This window comes from Flavobacterium cauense R2A-7 (genome assembly GCF_000498475.1).
GTDB lineage: Bacteria > Bacteroidota > Bacteroidia > Flavobacteriales > Flavobacteriaceae > Flavobacterium > Flavobacterium cauense.
In genome coordinates this window covers 120,734-138,815 of the sequence record NZ_AVBI01000018.1, presented here as the reverse complement: position 1 = coordinate 138,815, position 18,082 = coordinate 120,734, and the positions used below count along the sequence as shown (strand labels likewise).

Sequence of the window (18,082 nt, the reverse complement as noted above, 5' to 3'; positions counted from 1 at the left end):
GTAGCCGTATTGTTTAAAGCCGGTGACCAGGTTCCAGTAATACCATTATTGGATGTTGTTGGCAAAGCTGATAATGCAGCTCCAGAGCAAATTGGCGCTACCGCTGTAAAGGTTGGTGTCACATTCGGGTTTACCGTAATAGTCATTGTTGTAGTGGTAGCACACTGACCCGCTGTTGGGGTAAACGTGTAAACTGTGGTAGCCGTATTGTTTAAAGCCGGTGACCAGGTTCCAATAATACTATTATTGGATGTTGTTGGCAAAGCCGATAATGCAGCTCCCGAACAAATTGGAGCAACCGCTGTAAAGGTTGGTGTTACATTTGGATTTACCGTAATGGTCATCGTTACCGTACTAGCACACTGACCTGCGGTTGGGTTAAACGTGTAAACCGTAGTAGCAGTATTATTCAATGCCGGCGACCAGGTTCCCGTAACCCCATTGTTGGATGTTGTAGGTAAAGCGGACAAGGTTCCACCTGAGCAAATCGGTGCTACAGCCGTAAAAGTTGGTGTTATTCCAGCATTAACGGTAATCGGCACACTTAAAGAAGTTGAACAACCGAATAAATCTGTAGCCGACAAAACATAAGTAGTACTACTTACAGGAGTTACCGTAGGTGTCAACGTAGTTGAATTCGCCATATTGGTCGTTGGACTCCACGAATAACCCGTAATACTATTAAAATCTCTCAAAACGACTTCCCAAGAAACCAAGCTTCCTGTTCCACCTCCACCACCGCGATTGTCGGCCACTTTTAAAGTCCACGTAGTGTTTGCATTGCCCCCAGCTGCATTAATAGCATTTAAAACGGCTTGCGGGAAACAATAGGTTGCGGTACCACTTACAGCCGGCAAAGGAAGCGGTGTGAAATTATAGGTATTTCCGTTAACCGTAACTTGTACCGCAGTTGGAGTTGGCCCTCTTCCAATATCACTGTGATCACTATGGTTAATCGTGAAACAAATTGATTGAACAGACCCTGTCGTTAATGTTGTATTAAGCATTCCCGAAGTCGTAAGCGCATTGGTTAAACCTGCTGCGTTATTATTTGGAATCGCAGTATTGACATTATTGGTAAACAATCGATCGTTATAAGGTGTTCCAAGAGACAACACCCCATTTAAATTGACACTATCACCGGGACAAATGGTTTGTGAGGCCGGTGTCACGGCAATAACCGGACCGGTATTTAAATTTATTCTTTTTGACATAACACTGGTACATCCGTTTCCGGTTACGACAAGTGATATCAGATAATCCCCGGTACTCGTATAGGTATGGGTTCCGGGATTCGGACTAGTAGAGGTAGAACCATCACCAAAATTCCACTGATAGGTTGAGGCTCCAACCGAATTATTTGTAATCGTCACAACCAACGGAACAGAACACGAAGATTGCGGGGTTGCAGTAAAACTTGCCGTGGTACCCATCTGAAAGGTTCCTCCCCAATCCAGCGTAAAACCGGAATTTGTCTGACTGTAATTATCGATTAACAGAGCGTAGGTTCTTCCGGCGGTAACCGTAATTGGTGCGTTAAACTCCGCCGCACAGGGTTGTCCCGTAGTTGTGGTTAACATTCCGAAAGTAGATCCCGGAATACCGCAACTGAACGGTCCGGCCGAAGCATAGTTATAATTACAGGACACTAAGGTTCCCAAACATCCCGAAGTTACATCATACAACGCCCAGTCGTACTCATCTGCAGCAATTGGCGTTCCCAAAAATTCTAACGTTCCGGTAACCCCAACGGTAAATTTAATCCAAACGTCTTTTCTAACAGCCGCAGCGAAACAGGCAGGCTGAACACCACTAGCAGTAAATCCTGTAAGATCGGGATAACTGATGCTTGATTTATCACAAACATTTGAAGCACTTGCACAACCATCGCCCGGACTGGAACTTGGCGGAGTCGAATTGATACATACCTGAAAATCTCCGGTTCCTCCTCCGTTAGATTCCACAGAAACCCAAACTTGGGTACCGGGCACTAATCCCACAGTACTCGTAACCGGATTCGATCCTGTTCCGGAATTACACATATCGTAGGTTCCTGCTCCACAACCACCGGTCATTAAAGTGACTACAACGTTTGAAATTGGCGAAGCCCCATTTGGCGTAACCGTCACGCTGTTGTTCGAATTGGTGGCGATAAACGTATACCAAACTTCTTTACCGGGGCCGGCCGTATCACACGTTATACTTCCGTTACTGGTCGCATTGATATTGGATGAATTAAAACAAACACTCCCGGAGGCCGGAAGCGCAACAGCCAAAGCATTACTACAAGCATCGTTTGAAGGCACTTGCGCCATTGCACCAATGGAAAGAAGCATTAAAAACAATAAGTAGATTTTTCTCATAACAATATAACTCTAGTAGGTTGAAAAAATATCAATTTTGGTTTGCTTTCCGATTTCATTTTTCGGCAAAACCATCAGTCGTACTGCAGTACCCAATTGCACATAGGTAACCTCTGTTTCTTTTCGGTTGGCCTCAATCAGTTCGTCAATATTATAAGGTATTGCCGGTTTAAGTCGGGGATTTTTAACCTGAATCTGAAAAGTTCCTTCATATTTTTTCAACTTTTCGGCAATAGTCACATTGTTGTTTTTAACGGTGTCCTGACCAAAAACGGACAGTGACAACATAAAAAAGCAAAAGAGCAAAAACATTTTTTTCATTATAAATAGGAATTAAATGGTTGATTTCATTTCACAAAAGGCAATAAAAAGAGGGAAGTACCACAGTTTTAGTGACTTCCTTAATAAAGGCAAAAAAAAAATGATGATTTTTCAAGAGTGCAGTAACATCTTGATGGGACTTTGCTGGCCGCATGTCCATTAGAACGTCAAAACGTTAAGTAAACAAAAGTAAAGTTGCTTCATAGTCCTTTAAAAATATTAATTAACAACACTAAAACAATTCTTAAAAAAAACTAAATTTTAACAAAAATGATAAATTTTAACACATCTTCAAATTTTTTTTAAAGCAAACCCTTAATAAACATGTTTTTCGTTAAAAATTCGACTATATGCAAAAAAAATCGATAAAATACAACAACTCATCTCTGTTTTTTACCACGTTTCAATAAAAAAAGAAAGGAAAATATAAATTTTAACACTAAAATACTTTCTTTTAAAATTTTAATTTGTCAGAAATGAGCTCATAAATGCAATAATGCGAGTCTTTATCGTAAAAATCATACTTTGAACGAATGCCAATCCAAAAGTAATTTACATTTCATATCTTTGAATTCACATTTTTCATGTATGAAACTTCCCGAAGCTAAAAAAGTATATTTCGCATCCGATCAGCATTTTGGAGCACCCACAGCAGAATTAAGCTTTCCCAGAGAACAAAAATTTGTAGCATGGCTCGATTACATCAAGCAGGATGCTGATGCTTTGTTTTTGTTGGGGGATTTATTTGATTTTTGGTTTGAGTATAAATCTGTAGTTCCGAAAGGTTTTGTAAGGGTATTAGGAAAACTCGCCGAACTGCGCGACAGCGGCATTCCCATTTTCTTTTTCGTAGGAAATCATGACTTATGGATGTATGACTATTTCGAAAAGGAACTGAACATTCCGGTGTACCACAAACCCAAACACTTCACCATAAGCGGCAAAGAGTTTTTCATTGGTCACGGCGACGGATTAGGTCCCGGCGATGTGGGGTATAAAAGAATGAAAAAGGTATTTACCAATCCGTTCTCAAAATGGCTTTTCCGATGGTTGCATCCGGATATCGGTGTAAAATTGGCCCAATATCTTTCGGTAAAAAACAAATTGATTTCTGGAGCGGAAGATGTTAAATTTTTAGGAAAAGAAAACGAATGGCTTTACCAATATGCCCAAAAGAAACTAGAAAGCAAGCACTATGATTATTTCATTTTTGGACACAGGCATCTGCCTCTTGAAATTTTATTAAAAGAAGAATCCCATTATTTTAATCTTGGAGATTGGATAGGCTATTTTTCCTATGGTGTATTCGACGGAACGACTTTCGAACTGAAAAAATTCAATCACTAATGGGTTAAATGACCATTGCGTACGGTTTTGCCTTTCCAATATTGCATTAACGTAAACGCCGCTATCGCCGAAGAGGCCAATCCTTCAAAAAGCAATCCTGCACAATATTGATACACCGATGGGCTTCCGCCAAAAAGGAACGCCTCGGAAAGGGTTTTGATGTACGCTTCGCCTCCTCTGATATGAATATAAATGTTGAGTGCAATGATACTTAAAATAACCCCCACAAAAGCGGTCAAAGCGCCCGAAGTAAGATTGAAAAGATAATCGTTATGACCGTCATAGACATTTGCCTTGAGGGTTCTATTAATTCCGTATACGATAATGAACACATTCAGAATTCTCAGAAAAAAAACGTCTGAAAACCCTAAAAATTCCATTAAAAGGAAATAAATCCCGATTCCCAGAAAAATGATAAACCCGTTTATGAATTCTCTTGACTTAAACATAGCATACTAATTTAGGAGTTAAAAAAGATTTTAAAAACAAATTTGCAGCAAAACTTGATTCACTGTTCTAAGTGTGAGACGTATCACAAATTTATAAAATGTTTTTCAATAAAATTCCTAAAGCACTAATAATTAATATTTTATACTGAAAATATACTTACTTTCAAAATCATTCAGAGAGTAAAATCCAATCGTTGTGCCAGAAATAATTCCAATCGGCATTGGCCAAATCCGTTGCTGGATTTATAAATAACCTCATAGGACGCCCGTTAATCGAAACCTTACAGTCCACATAAACACGCACTTCTTTGTTTTCCAGAAGATAATGTTCTTTAATGCGTTGCGCCATCTGCCAAATTATATCCGGTTTGTTGGAGAGGGCTTCCAACTGCGTAGTGGTTAAATGTCGTTCTACCGGATAATACAACGGTTCGTTAGTCTGTTTATCCATAATTTTAAAGCGGATAACCCCGTTGCGTTGCCGAAGCATCATCCGCCAACTCAACCGATGTCCTTCTTCGGTCCATAAAACATCTCCTTTTATAAACCAATGCCGAAGCGGTAAAACCAACTGAACAATAAAATAGGGAATAAAAAACCAATACAACACTGTTTTGCCGTAAGTGAGGTACGACTGGTTTTCAAAAAAAGGTTTTTGTTTGAAAAAAAAGGACCGTATGGTTTCCGGCGGATAAAAGAAAACCGAATAACTTAACGCAAAATAGGGAAATACTCCAATTTTAAGAAAAAAAGAATTAAAAAGATGGAACACCAAAGAAAAAAGGACAGCCAACGTACGGGTTCTTTTCCACAGCAATAATGGGACAATCAATCCATCGAAAAAAATTCCGGCATAAGCGATAAAAATATGAAACGAACTGTTGGTAAACACCTTATGCATCGAAGGATAACCGGTGATTCCGGTAAAAAGCAATCGGGTATAAGTCCCGTCAAGCCAATCCGGATAAAATTTAGCAACCGTGGCATAAAAATATACGATAGTAATCTGAAAAATCATCACATACGAACACCAAGCCGGCATACTGAGCTGTTGAATTTCAGGATGTTGCTTTGCATCTACGGAAGCATACGCATTAGCGGGCAAAAAAAACATAAGGATACAAACCAGCAGTAACAGATAATAGTGGTTGTTGTAAGAGGTTTTCTGCATGAAATAGGCGCCAGCCCAAAGCACCCCAAGCATCCCCAGGCTGAACCGGTATTTGTACCCTATCATAACCAAAAAGGACAAACAGCCCATGATTCCAAAATAAAAATACATGCCATATCCCGGAAGCGGTTGCAGCCATTCCATACCAATATGTGAAAAAGTAAATTCGGGAATCACAAAATTATTTCGGACCCATCCTGTAAAAATGGCCCCAAAAGTCTCGCAGGCAAAAAGGAATCCGAAAAAAATCCGGAAAAGAATTAACGGAGCGTTATCAATGGGCCGGAATAATTTGTAGGTCATCAAATTACAATGTTGTAAAATAGTGTAACGACGTTTGTTTGTCTTTTTCCAATTGTTGTTTCAACGCTTCTACGGAAGGAAACTTCTGCTCCTCCCTTATTTTTTCATGTACGCTAACCGTTACCGAACGGGAATACAAATCCTGATTGAAATCGAAAAAATGAATTTCTATACTTTTATCCGTGCCGCCTACCGTAGGATTGACACCTATATTCATCATCCCGTACACTGTAACGTGGTCGATAACCGCCGAAACAATATACACCCCATTTTTTGGGATTAATTTATAAGGTTGGTCGATTTGAATGTTTGCGGTCGGAAATCCGATGGTTCTGCCGAGTTTTTTTCCTTCGGTTACGATTCCTGAGAAAAAATAGGAATATCCAAGATACTGATTGGCTAAGGCAACGTTTCCGGCATCTAATGAATTTCGTATTTTGGTGGAACTGACCGAAACTGCATCAATTTCCTGAGCCGAAATCTGTTCCACTTCAAAACCATACTGTTCGCCGAAACGAATAAGATCGTCAATGTTAGCGGTACGGTTGATTCCGAAACGATGATCGTACCCGATAATGATTTTCTTGACATTAAATTTGTCGACGAGGATGTTTTTTACAAATTCTTCTGCGGTAAGTTTTGAAAATGCCGCATCAAAAGGATGGATTACCAAATTGTCAATTCCGATTTCCTCCAACAGAAATGATTTTTCATCAATGGTGTTGAGCAGTTTTATCTGAACATCCTGTTGCAGGACCATACGCGGATGGGGGAAAAAAGTCAACACCAAACTTTCACACTTCAAAACTTTTGAAGCAGCAATCAGTTTGTGCAGGATCTGCCGATGTCCCACGTGCACCCCGTCAAAAGTACCAAGCGTAACCACAGTTCCGGATGTTGCACTGAATTCCTGTATGGATGAGAATATTTTCAATCGTAATGGTTTGCGCAAAGGTAACCATTGCATTCATATTTCAAAAAAGATCTGCAATTGTTTTTAGCAATTGACCTTCAGTTTGTTAAAAATGAAAAATGTTACATTTTTACCAAAAAAATAAAAATTTAATGTATTTTTGACAAACTAACCAAAAAACTAATAAAAAAATGAAACGAATTCTACTATTTTCGTTTGTGTCTTTTCTGGCTTTTTCCTCCGTCCAGGCACAAACTGAGAAGGCTTGGAAGCCCAATACCGGCCAAAAAGTCGTTGCTTCAAAGAATGTCAAGAGACTTTCATTCCCCAAAAAGTTTGATTTATACGATTTGAACATCGATCCTATAAGACAGGCTTTGTTTTCCGTTGTGGGCAACTCGTCCAGACAAAGTGTAATTATCTCATTACCCAATGTTAAAGGGGTATTGGAACAATTTGAAATGTATGAAGCTTCCAATTTCGAACCGGATTTACAAGCACAATTTCCACAAATCAGAGCGTTTTCCGGAAAAGGAATTACCGACAAATATGCTACTTTAAAATTAAGCATTTCGCCACAGGGAATCCAAACAATGGTTTTCAGAACCGACAAGGAAAATGAATTCATGGAACCGTATTCTGCAGATGGCAAAGTATACGCTGTTTACAACTCACAAAGAGACAAAGGACAGTTGCCTTGGACTTGTTCCACAGACGACAGAGCTATGTTTTCAGACGTTAACAAACAACTTCCGTCTACACAAAAATCTGACGCCGGAGAATTAAAAACGATGCGTCTGGCACAGTCTTGTAACGGTGAATATGCGGCTTATTTCGGTGCTTCAACCGCAGGAACCGCAGCAGACAAAGCCATTGTTTTAGCGGCTTTCAACGCGACTTTAACCCGTTGTAACGGAGTTTACGAAAAAGATTTGGCTTTACACTTAAATCTTATCGCAACTACAACCAACGTTATTTACTGCAACCCTACTTCCGATCCATATTCCACGAATTTAAGCCAGTGGAATGCTCAATTACAAACAGCTCTTACCAACAATATCGGCGAAGCCAACTACGACATCGGTCACATGTTTGGTGCTTCCGGTGGTGGTGGTAACGCAGGATGTATCGGATGTGTCTGTGTAAACGGCAGCAAAGGTTCCGGAATCACATCACCGGCAGACGGTATCCCAATGGGAGATAATTTTGATATTGACTATGTAGCACATGAAGTAGGACACCAATTAGGAGGAAATCACACTTTCTCTAACAGCAGTGAAGGCTCAGGCGTAAACATGGAAGTAGGTTCAGGAGTAACCATTATGGGGTATGCCGGAATTACTTCACAGGATATTGCACCACACTCGATTGATATTTTCCACGCTGCTTCTATCATGCAGATCCAAAACAATCTGGCTGGAAAAACTTGTCCGGTTACCACTTCGTTAGCAGGAAACAATGCTACTCCGGTAGCTAATGCAGGGGCAGACTACACCATTCCAAAAAGCACTCCTTTCATCCTTACGGGTTCCGCGACAGATGCAAATGCTGGAGATGCGTTGACCTATTGTTGGGAACAATTTGACGATTGCGGAAATCAAACCGGCGCAAGTAGTGTTGCCAGTGCCACAAAAACCATCGGACCAAACTGGAGAAGCTGGAGCCCAACAAGCTCACCTTCCCGATACATGCCGCTTTTATCTACGGTTATTGCAAACAGTCAAACTACTGCAGGTACGGGAAATGACGGTATTAATGTAGAAGCATTAAGTTCTGTTGCCAGAACATTGAATTTTAGATTAACCGTAAGAGACAACGTACCTTACAGCGCTACAGCTCCTATTAAAGTAGGGCAAACAAGCTACGACAATATGGTAGTTACCGTTAACGGAACTGCCGGACCTTTTACCGTAAACGCTCCGAATACAGCTGTATCTTGGGCGGTAGGTACTAACCAAACCGTTACTTGGGCAGTTGCAGGAACTACTGCCAACGGTGTAAACTGTAACTATGTTGACATTTTCTTGTCCACTGACGGCGGATTGACTTATCCAATCCAATTGGCCAGCAAAGTTCCAAACGACGGATCAGAAACGATTACTGTACCTAATAATACAGGAACAACAAACCGTATCATGGTAAAAGGTAACAACCATATTTTCTATGACATCTCGAATACCAACTTTACAATTGCCGCACCGGCTTCTACTTTCGCAGTAGCTTACAACGGTGTAGCTGGAGAACAAAACAAATCGGCTTGTCAGGGAACAAACGTTAGCTACACCATCGACTATAAAGCTTTAGGCGGATTCAGCGGTACTACAACATTCAGCGCCGCAGGAAACCCTGCCGGTTCAACAGTAGCTTTCTCACCAACGTCAATGAGCGGCACAAACGGAACAGTAACCATGACCATCAGTAATACTGCTGCAAGTACGGCAGGTGTTTATAATATCATTGTAACGGCTACTTCTGGAGCAACTACAAAAACAGTTCCTTATTATTTCGAATTATTCAATTCTAACTTTGGCGCAATGTCATTAACCAGCCCAGCAAACAATGCGGTTGGACAAGGATTGAGTGTAAATTTAACTTGGGCTGCCAATGCCAATGCTACTTCTTACGACGTTCAGGTGGCAACAGACCTTGCTTTCACAAGCATTATCAGCTCTGGAAACACTACTTCAACAAGCTACACGGTATCTGGATTATCTCAGGCAACGAATTATTACTGGAGAATTCTTCCTAAAAATTCTTCTTGTAGCGGCACTTACAGTTCAGCCAACAAATTCACTACCGGTGTAATTTCTTGTGGCACAACTGCTTCTACCAATGTACCTTTAACCATTCCTACGACAGCAAACGCAACGGTTAACTCTACTTTAAATATTCCAAGTGGAGGAACAATTGGTGATGTAAACGTTACTATGAACATCACGCATACTTGGATTAACGATTTAACAGCGACTCTAATCAGCCCTTCAGGAACTCAGGTTCAGTTATTTGTACAACCTTGTACTAGTGCCGATATTCAAAATATCGTTGCTACTTTTGACGATTCAGGAGCCAATGTAGTTTGTGGAACGAACCCTGGTATTACAGGAACTGTAAAATCATCGCAATTATTATCAGCTCTAAACGGACAAAGTTCTACCGGAACATGGACCCTAAGAATTTTTGACGGATTCAACCAAGACGGAGGAACAATAAACAGCTGGAGTCTGAACATCTGTACTGTGCAAACAGCCGGAACAGAGGAAAGCATCCTGAAAGACTTTGTGATCTACCCTAACCCTAACAACGGTAATTTCACAGTTCAGTTGGAATCGAATTCCGGAAATGACATTAAAATCAATGTTCACGACATCAGTGGAAGAGTTATTTTTGAGAAATCATATCAAAATACAGGTACTTTCATCCAAAACCTGCAATTGAATACTGTTCAGGCAGGAACCTATTTGGTAACTGTTCAGGATGGTGACAACAAATCAACAAAACGTATAATTGTAAAATAATTCCTTATTCAAGGAAGAGAAAAGCACCCTTGCGGGTGCTTTTTTTGTTTATTTCACTAAAATTTATTAAAATATTAAAATAAAATGTAATTTTGAAAAAAACTAACCTTATTAAAATGAAAAAAACATTACTATTAACCTTAGCAGTTTTCGCGACATCCATTGGACATTCGCAAAGCGACAAGTTCTGGTCTGCTTTCAAAGGAGATAGTGGCAAAATTACGACTGACAAAGGAGTTGCCCGTCTTTCTTTCCCGAAGCAATTCGACTTGTATGATCTTAACTTAAGCAACTTAAGACAAGCCTTGTTTTCAATGCAAAACAGCACCTCATTTAACAAAGTAATCATTACTTTACCAAATGCAGACGGAGGCTTGGAGCAATTCGAAATGTATGAAGCTTCGAATTTTGAAGCCGATTTACAGGCACAATTCCCGGAAATCAGAGCCTATTCCGGAAAAGGTATAACTGATAAATACGCTACTTTAAAGTTGAGTATTTCTCCTCAGGGTATCCAAACCATGGTTTTCAGAACCGGTAAAGCCAATGAATTCATCGAACCATATTCTCAGGATCACAGAACTTATGCCGTATTCAGATCTCAAAGAGAAAAAGGAAAATTACCTTGGACATGTTCTGTTGAAGACAAAGAAATGTTTGCTGGTATTTCCAACAAAACACAACAAACAACAAACAAATCCAGCGCAGGACAATTAAAGACTATGCGTTTGGCGCAATCTTGTACTGCAGAATACGCAAATTATTTTGGCGCTACAAGTGCTGCACAGGTTGGATTAGTCCTAGCAGCTTTCAACAACACCTTAACACGTTGTAACGGTGTTTATGAAAAAGATTTGGGCTTGCATTTAAACCTTGTAGCACAATCAACGAATGTAATTTATTACAATCCCGCAACAGACCCTTACTCAGCTTCCGGAACGGGGGCTGGAGGAGCTTGGAATGCCGAATTACAAAACACGTTGAGCTCAAGTCTTACAGGACCCGCAACTTCTTTAGCAGCCAACAATGCCGCTTACGATATTGGACACTTATTTGGTGCTGATGGTGGCGGTGGTAATGCAGGATGTATCGGTTGTGTATGTGTTGACGACACCGCAAGTACTACCGATACCCGTAAAGGTAGTGGTTTTACTTCTCCGGCTGACGCTATACCACAAGGAGACAACTTCGATATTGACTATGTAGTACACGAAGTAGGTCACCAATTAGGAGGAAACCACACGTTCTCCATGAGCAACGAGGGTTCAGGAGTTAATATGGAAGTAGGTTCAGGAGTTACCATTATGGGATATGCCGGAATTACATCACAAGATATCGCTCCGCATTCCATTGAATACTATCATGCTGCTTCAATTGCACAAATCCAAGCAAATTTAGCAGGCAAAACCTGCCCGGTTACCACTTCTATTACTGCAAACAATGCTACTCCAGTAGCTAACGCAGGATCGGATTACACAATCCCAAAAAGCACACCGTTTAAACTTACAGGATCTGCAACCGATGCAAATGCAGGCGATGCTCTTACCTACAGCTGGGAACAATACGACAACGATGCAGCGGCACAAACTGGTGCCGCCAGTGCTGCTTCTGCTACTAAGACAACAGGACCTAACTGGAGAAACTACAGCCCTACCGCTTCACCTTCCAGATATTTCCCAACTCTAAGTTCTATTTTGGCGAATCAAACTACAACAGCAGGCACAGACATCACTGTGGAAGCTCTTAGTTCGGTTGCAAGAACACTTAACTTCAGACTTACAGTTAGAGATAACGCAGCTTTCAGTGCTACAGCACCTGTTAAAGTAGCACAAACTAATTTCGACGACATGGTGGTAACAATTGACGCCACAAGAGGTCCGTTAACTGTTACTTCTCAGGGAACTACGGGAATTTCATGGAATCAGGGTTCTACACAAACCATTACATGGGCTGTTAACAGCACCAATACAAGTACCGGTGGTGCGAATGTGGATATTTTACTTTCAACAGACGGCGGTCAGACTTTCCCAACCGTTTTAGTTGCCGGCACACCAAATGACGGTTCTCAGACTATTACGGTTCCAAATATCGCTGCTCCATTCTGTAGAATTATGGTAAAAGCTTCCGGAAACATTTTCTTCAATGTGAATTCAAAAGATTTCGCTATCGGTTATACTGTAACCAATACTTGTAATACCTATACAGACAGTACTCCATTACCGTTTGTAGATCAAGCACCTGGAAATTACACTACAAGAACCATTAACGTGCCAACTACAACGAATATTGGAACTGTAAACGTTTTCAACAAAATCACGCATACTTACCTTTCTGATGTTCAAACCGATATCAGCAGCCCGGCTAATCCAACCACTTTTGTGAAATTATTCAACAGAAGTTGTGGAGCTACTAACGGAACAGTGAATCTGAAATTTTCAGATGGTGGTGCCGCAATCAATTGTACTGCTGGTGCCGCAACATTACAAACCGTTGCACCGGGAGCAGCCTTATCTGCTTTTAACGGACAAAATCCAAACGGAACTTGGACCTTCAGAGTATACGACAATTATACTGGAGATACGGGAACTGTAGACACTTGGGGTATCGAAATTTGTTCACAAACGATTACTTTATCGACTGAAAATTTCGGCTTGGAAGATTTCACATTGTATCCGAATCCAAACAACGGTAACTTCAATGTACATTTTACTTCAAACTCCGGAAACACAGTTAAAATTGGTGTTCACGACATGAGAGGCCGATTGGTTTTTGAAAAAGAATATCAGAATTCAGGCGTTTTCAACCAAAATGTTCAACTTAACAATGTTCAATCCGGCGTTTACATGGTAACTGTTCAGGATGGTGAAAGAAAAGAAGTTAAGAAAATCTCTATTCGATAATTCAAGAATAATTCAAGAAAAAGGCGTCATGTTTGACGCCTTTTTTTATTTAACGCTCTGAAATTTGGAATCTTACAAAAAAATCATAAATTTGACACAAACTTAACATTAACTATAATGAAAAAAAATCTACTATTTGCAACCTTAGCTGCATTTGTGATGTCTGCAGGATATTCACAAAGTGACAAGTTTTGGTCAGCCCACAAAGGAGAAAGCAGTAAGATCACAACCGACAAAGGGGTTGCGCGTCTTACTTTCCCAAAAAAGTTCGACTTATACGAACTAAACTTAAGCAACATCAGACAAACGTTGTTTTCCACTCAAATTGCAAATCAAAAAGTCATCATCACATTACCCAACGCGGATGGTGGTTTAGAGCAATTTGAAATGTACGAAGCTTCTAATTTCGAAGCCGACTTACAAGCACAATTCCCGGAAATCAGAGCCTATTCCGGAAAAGGAATTACCGATAAATATGCAACTCTTAAGTTGAGTATTTCTCCACAGGGTATTCAAACTATGGTTTTCAGAACAGACAAACCGAATGAATTTATCGAGCCTTACTCGGCAGATCACACAATTTACGCTGTTTTCAAATCACAAAGAGACAAAAGCAGTTTACCATGGGCATGTTCTACAGAAGACAAAGTAATGTTTGACGGAATTACTCCTCAGGCAAAAAATGCAGCTGGAAAATCAAGTGCATCCCAGTTAAAAACAATGCGTTTAGCACAATCCGTTACCGCTGAATATTCAAACTATTTTGGAGCAACAAGTTCTGCCCAGGTTGGATTAGTACTAGCCGCTATAAACAATACATTAACACGTTGTAACGGTGTTTATGAAAAAGATTTAGCGCTTCATCTTAATTTAGTAGCACAATCTACAAATGTAATTTACTACGACCCTGCTACTGACCCATATTCTGCAGCCGCTACTGGTTCTGGAGGAGCATGGAATGCCGAATTGCAAAACACATTAAGTTCAAGCCTTACAGGTCCTGCAACTTCATTGGCAGCCAACAATGCCGCTTATGACATCGGGCATCTTTTCGGAGCTTCCGGAGGTGGAGGAAATGCAGGTTGTATCGGTTGTGTTTGTGTGAATGACACGGCAAGTACAACAGACAAAAACAAAGGGAGTGGATTTACTTCTCCAGGCGACGGAATCCCTATGGGAGACAACTTCGATATTGATTATGTAGTACACGAAGTAGGTCACCAATTGGGTGGAAACCACACTTTCTCTCACGCAAGTGAAGGTTCTGGAGTTAACATGGAAGTAGGTTCTGGAGTAACCATTATGGGGTATGCCGGAATTACTTCGTATGATTTCGTACCGCACTCTATCGATGCTTATCACGCAGCAACTATTGATCAAATTCAAACTAACTTAGCAGGTAAAACTTGTCCGGTTACAACTTCTATTACAGCAAACAACGCAACTCCGGTTGTTTCTGCCCTTACCAACTACACCATTCCAAAAAGCACACCGTTTATGTTAACCGGAGCGGCTACTGACGCAAATGCCGGAGACGCATTAACTTACAGCTGGGAACAATACGATGACGTTTCCGGTCAAACGGGAGCAAACAGTGGTGCTTCAGCAACGAAAGCTTCAGGTCCAAACTGGAGATCTTTTGCTCCGACTGCATCACCAGTAAGATACTTCCCTACGATGTCAACCATTTTAAGTGGTTTAACAGCTACACCGGGATTAGAAGTAGCTTCAGAAGCCTTAAGCTCTGTTGCTAGAACTTTAAATTTCCGTTTAACCGTTAGAGATAATGTACCATACAGTGCTACAGCACCAATTAAAGTTGGTCAAACGAACTACGGAAACATGGTAGTTACTGTTGACGCTACAAGAGGACCGTTAACGGTTACTTCTCAAAATACTGACGGAATTTCATGGAACCAAGGTTCTACACAAACCATCACATGGGCTGTTAACAGCACCAACACAAGTGCAGGTGGAGCGAATGTAGACATCTTATTATCCACGGACAATGGTGCTACTTTCTCAACTGTATTAGTTGCGAACACTCCAAATGACGGTTCGCAAACCATCACGGTACCAAACATTGCTGCGCCTTTCTGTAGAGTTATGGTGAAAGCTTCAGGAAACATTTTCTTTAACGTAAACGTTAAAAATATTGCAATTGGCTATACAGTAACCACCACTACTACTTGTACCGATTACACAAGAACTTTCAGCCCTGCTCAAGCAATGGCTACAGGATGGACAGGATACACTATACCAGCGATTACTGACAGCTACACAATTTCTGACGCTAACTTCAGAGTAGTTTGTACTGCTGCAAGAACCAACCAAGTTTCTTTCGGATTGGTAAAACCAGGATCTGGTGTAGTAGACGTTCCTGTTTTCGACGGACCAACATCTGGATGTAATAATACTAAAGCAAATCTTGACGCCATTTTTGATGACGAAGGTATCGCTTTCGACTGTAATGCTACTGCCACAGGAGCAAACTACATCCCACAAAGCGCTTTATCTTCTTTAGACGGAATGAACTCTGCCGGAACATGGAGACTTGCTGCAAAAAGTACAGTTACAACTAACACCATCACAAGCGCAACTTTAACCTTATGTCATACCGACACAGTGGTTACACTTGCGACTGACAGCTTCGGTTTACAGGATTTCACAATCTACCCTAACCCGAACAACGGTAACTTTAACGTACAGTTTACCTCAAATTCGTCTAACGAAATTAAAATTGGTGTACACGATTTAAGAGGTCGTTTGGTATTGGAAAAAGAATATCAAAACACGGGAACTTTCAACCAAAATGTAAAATTAAACGGAGTTCAATCCGGAATTTACCTGGTAACGGTTCAAGATGGTGACCGAAGAGAAACTAAGAAAATCGTTATCGAATAATTAGAAGTAATCTTTAACCATAAAAAGTAAAAGCGCCTTAAAGGCGCTTTTCTTTTATATCATAACCGGATAATTTATTAAAACCAAGGTCGCTTATTGACCTGATAAGTTTCGTAAAATTCCCGATCAGTTTTGGTTAAATAAATAATTCCTTCAATGATTCCCATAAGATACGTTATAGCTCCGCAGGTAAAAACCGTAAGCACTAAAGTGATAAAACCTTCCGTAGTATAACCAAGGTGAAACTTATGAATCCCCAAAGGGCCTACCAATATGGCTAAAATACCACAGGCAAGTTTCTTATTTTCCTCTTGGGGTGGCTGTGGTTTGTTCCAATCTTCTTTTGGTCTGGTAACTTCCATATTTTTTTAATTATTAAGTCTCGCTTTTTTTATAAAATCGATTCGTCTTTAGGCTCCCAAAGCTCTATTTTATTGCCTTCAGGATCTAAAATCCATCCAAAATTTCCGTAGTCATACGATTCCATTTCCCCGACAACCGTAACGCCTTCTTTCTTTAAAACTTCTAGAAGCAGCTCGAGATTATCTACCCGGAAATTCATCATGAATTGTTTCTGACTCGGTTCAAAATACTTGGTTTCGGTCGAAAATGGCGACCATTGTGTCGAACCGTCTTTCCCGTTTTCATCTTTCCATTTAAATGTCCAGCCGTAGTCGTTTACAGGGATTCCTAAATGATTTTTATACCACTCTCTGGTTGCGCTAGGATCATCGCATTTGAAGAAAAAACCTCCCAATCCTGTAACCCTCTTAATGTCTTTATTGCTCATATTATTCGTTGGATTTAATTTTAAAGAAAATAGTAGTCGCCAGCAACAGCAACACCCCTTCAATCATAAAAAAGAAAAGGTGATTTACAATCTCGCCGGTGATGTAATTGCAGATTAAGCCGAAAGCGATAAGTCCTAAAGAAAGGAACAGCCCCTGAAGTCGTGCTTTATTGTCGCCTTCTTTTATCGGCTTGGACAGGAACAGCATCCAGATTCCGGTAAGCAGCATCATAATGGACGAATACAGCCAAATGATTTGCATTCCGGGTGCGGCGACTTCCTGAATTTCTCCTTTTTGAATGTGCTCCAAAATAGCAGGATAACCCATAAAAGCATGGGGGATAAATTGCAGACAGGTTAGCACGCCCACAAATACCATGAGATAGTAGCTGATTTTATTCATAAAATAGTTTTTGGTTTTATAAATATACTACAATATTCATTGTTTTTACAAGACGTTTCTTTAAACCACATTTTTACGCCGATACAACAAAGAACCAACACGCAACACCTCTTTTATACCTGTAAACAAAAAAAGCCTTAAGACACCCTTTAAAGCTTTAAAAAAACAGAAGAACTTCATTTAGCGTGAGCCTGTTTGAGAAAACATTGCCACGAATTGTTCAGCATCCTCAGGCGACAGTACAATTTTTTTATTGTTTTGGGTAATCACCATCACCGTTTTGTTTCTTCGGGTGACATACCAGGTCATGTTCCCGAATTCTTTATTCCAAAACTGCCCGAAATACCCGAACAAACCACCCACCCCAAATGTTCGGATGGACCAAGTTAATTTGCCTTGCTCAATCCTAAAAACGTTTTTAATCTGACGAAGAGGAATGACAACATTCCGAAATGGCCTTTTGATAATTAAATCCGTTTCGTTTACTTCGTAAGACAATGGACTAAATGCGTACGTAATTCCGTAAACCACCATCAAAAACAGCAGCACTCCTATCTGAATTTCAGTGTCGCCGGTTTTTCCAAGTAATCTCGGTCCGACAACTATCATTACAAACAACAACGTAATGCTTGCGGTCATGAGTTTTGCGGTGATGTCTAAGGGTGCTTTAAATACCATACTACACTTATTATATATTTCGCCT

At 40.4% G+C, this 18,082-nt stretch carries 13 protein-coding genes; 4 read left to right on the top strand and 9 right to left on the bottom strand.

Going from position 1 to position 18,082, the window contains the following annotated elements; translation table 11 throughout:
* On the bottom strand, window positions 1–2,363 hold a 2,363-nt coding region (locus tag FCR2A7T_RS15130), incomplete at its 3' end, for a PKD domain-containing protein (RefSeq protein ID WP_131494802.1).
* Between the two features lie 12 nt (window positions 2,364–2,375).
* Window positions 2,376–2,651, bottom strand: a complete 276-nt coding sequence (locus FCR2A7T_RS09985) for a hypothetical protein (RefSeq protein ID WP_165551951.1) — start codon at window positions 2,649–2,651, stop codon at window positions 2,376–2,378.
* Window positions 2,652–3,272: 621 nt separating this feature from the next.
* Here FCR2A7T_RS09985 and FCR2A7T_RS09980 point away from each other — a divergent pair.
* Window positions 3,273–4,031, top strand: coding sequence for a UDP-2,3-diacylglucosamine diphosphatase (locus FCR2A7T_RS09980; RefSeq protein WP_023571162.1), 759 nt, complete (start codon window positions 3,273–3,275; stop codon window positions 4,029–4,031).
* Here the strand turns inward: FCR2A7T_RS09980 and FCR2A7T_RS09975 are convergent.
* The 3 genes from FCR2A7T_RS09975 to FCR2A7T_RS09965 form a co-directional block, all read right to left on the bottom strand.
* Window positions 4,028–4,480, bottom strand: a complete 453-nt coding sequence (locus FCR2A7T_RS09975) for a hypothetical protein (protein WP_023571161.1) — start codon at window positions 4,478–4,480, stop codon at window positions 4,028–4,030. The two genes, FCR2A7T_RS09980 and FCR2A7T_RS09975, sit on opposite strands and share 4 nt — an antisense overlap.
* A 169-nt stretch (window positions 4,481–4,649) precedes the next feature.
* The gene (locus tag FCR2A7T_RS09970; RefSeq protein ID WP_023571160.1) at window positions 4,650–5,954 is read right to left on the bottom strand and encodes an HTTM domain-containing protein; all 1,305 of its coding nucleotides are present in this window, start codon (window positions 5,952–5,954) and stop codon (window positions 4,650–4,652) included.
* A gap of 4 nt (window positions 5,955–5,958) precedes the next feature.
* Window positions 5,959–6,888, bottom strand: a complete 930-nt coding sequence (locus FCR2A7T_RS09965; protein WP_035118194.1) for a bifunctional riboflavin kinase/FAD synthetase — start codon at window positions 6,886–6,888, stop codon at window positions 5,959–5,961.
* 170 nt (window positions 6,889–7,058) lie between these two features.
* Here FCR2A7T_RS09965 and FCR2A7T_RS09960 point away from each other — a divergent pair, with 170 nt between their 5' ends.
* The 3 genes from FCR2A7T_RS09960 to FCR2A7T_RS09950 all read left to right on the top strand — a co-directional run bounded on the left by FCR2A7T_RS09960 (window position 7,059) and on the right by FCR2A7T_RS09950 (window position 16,186).
* A complete protein-coding gene (locus FCR2A7T_RS09960; protein WP_052115193.1) occupies window positions 7,059–10,382 on the top strand; it encodes a zinc-dependent metalloprotease in 3,324 nt (1,107 codons plus the stop codon).
* A gap of 116 nt (window positions 10,383–10,498) precedes the next feature.
* Complete coding sequence (locus FCR2A7T_RS09955; RefSeq protein WP_035118163.1) at window positions 10,499–13,282, top strand: zinc-dependent metalloprotease; 2,784 nt, start codon at window positions 10,499–10,501, stop codon at window positions 13,280–13,282.
* Between the two features lie 117 nt (window positions 13,283–13,399).
* Window positions 13,400–16,186: a zinc-dependent metalloprotease gene (locus tag FCR2A7T_RS09950; RefSeq protein WP_023571156.1), complete on the top strand. Its 2,787-nt coding sequence runs from the start codon at window positions 13,400–13,402 to the stop codon at window positions 16,184–16,186.
* 77 nt (window positions 16,187–16,263) lie between these two features.
* Here the strand turns inward: FCR2A7T_RS09950 and FCR2A7T_RS09945 are convergent, their stop codons facing one another.
* The 4 genes from FCR2A7T_RS09945 to FCR2A7T_RS09930 all read right to left on the bottom strand — a co-directional run bounded on the left by FCR2A7T_RS09945 (window position 16,264) and on the right by FCR2A7T_RS09930 (window position 18,057).
* The gene (locus tag FCR2A7T_RS09945; protein ID WP_023571155.1) at window positions 16,264–16,548 is read right to left on the bottom strand and encodes a TM2 domain-containing protein; all 285 of its coding nucleotides are present in this window, start codon (window positions 16,546–16,548) and stop codon (window positions 16,264–16,266) included.
* Window positions 16,549–16,577: 29 nt separating this feature from the next.
* Complete coding sequence (locus tag FCR2A7T_RS09940) at window positions 16,578–16,976, bottom strand: VOC family protein (RefSeq protein WP_023571154.1); 399 nt, start codon at window positions 16,974–16,976, stop codon at window positions 16,578–16,580.
* A 1-nt stretch (window position 16,977) separates the two neighbouring features.
* A complete protein-coding gene (locus tag FCR2A7T_RS09935) occupies window positions 16,978–17,379 on the bottom strand; it encodes a hypothetical protein (protein WP_035119079.1) in 402 nt (133 codons plus the stop codon).
* Window positions 17,380–17,559: 180 nt separating this feature from the next.
* Window positions 17,560–18,057 (bottom strand): PH domain-containing protein, encoded by a 498-nt coding sequence (locus FCR2A7T_RS09930; protein WP_035118159.1) that lies wholly within the window; start codon window positions 18,055–18,057, stop codon window positions 17,560–17,562.
* Window positions 18,058–18,082: the final 25 nt, after the last annotated feature.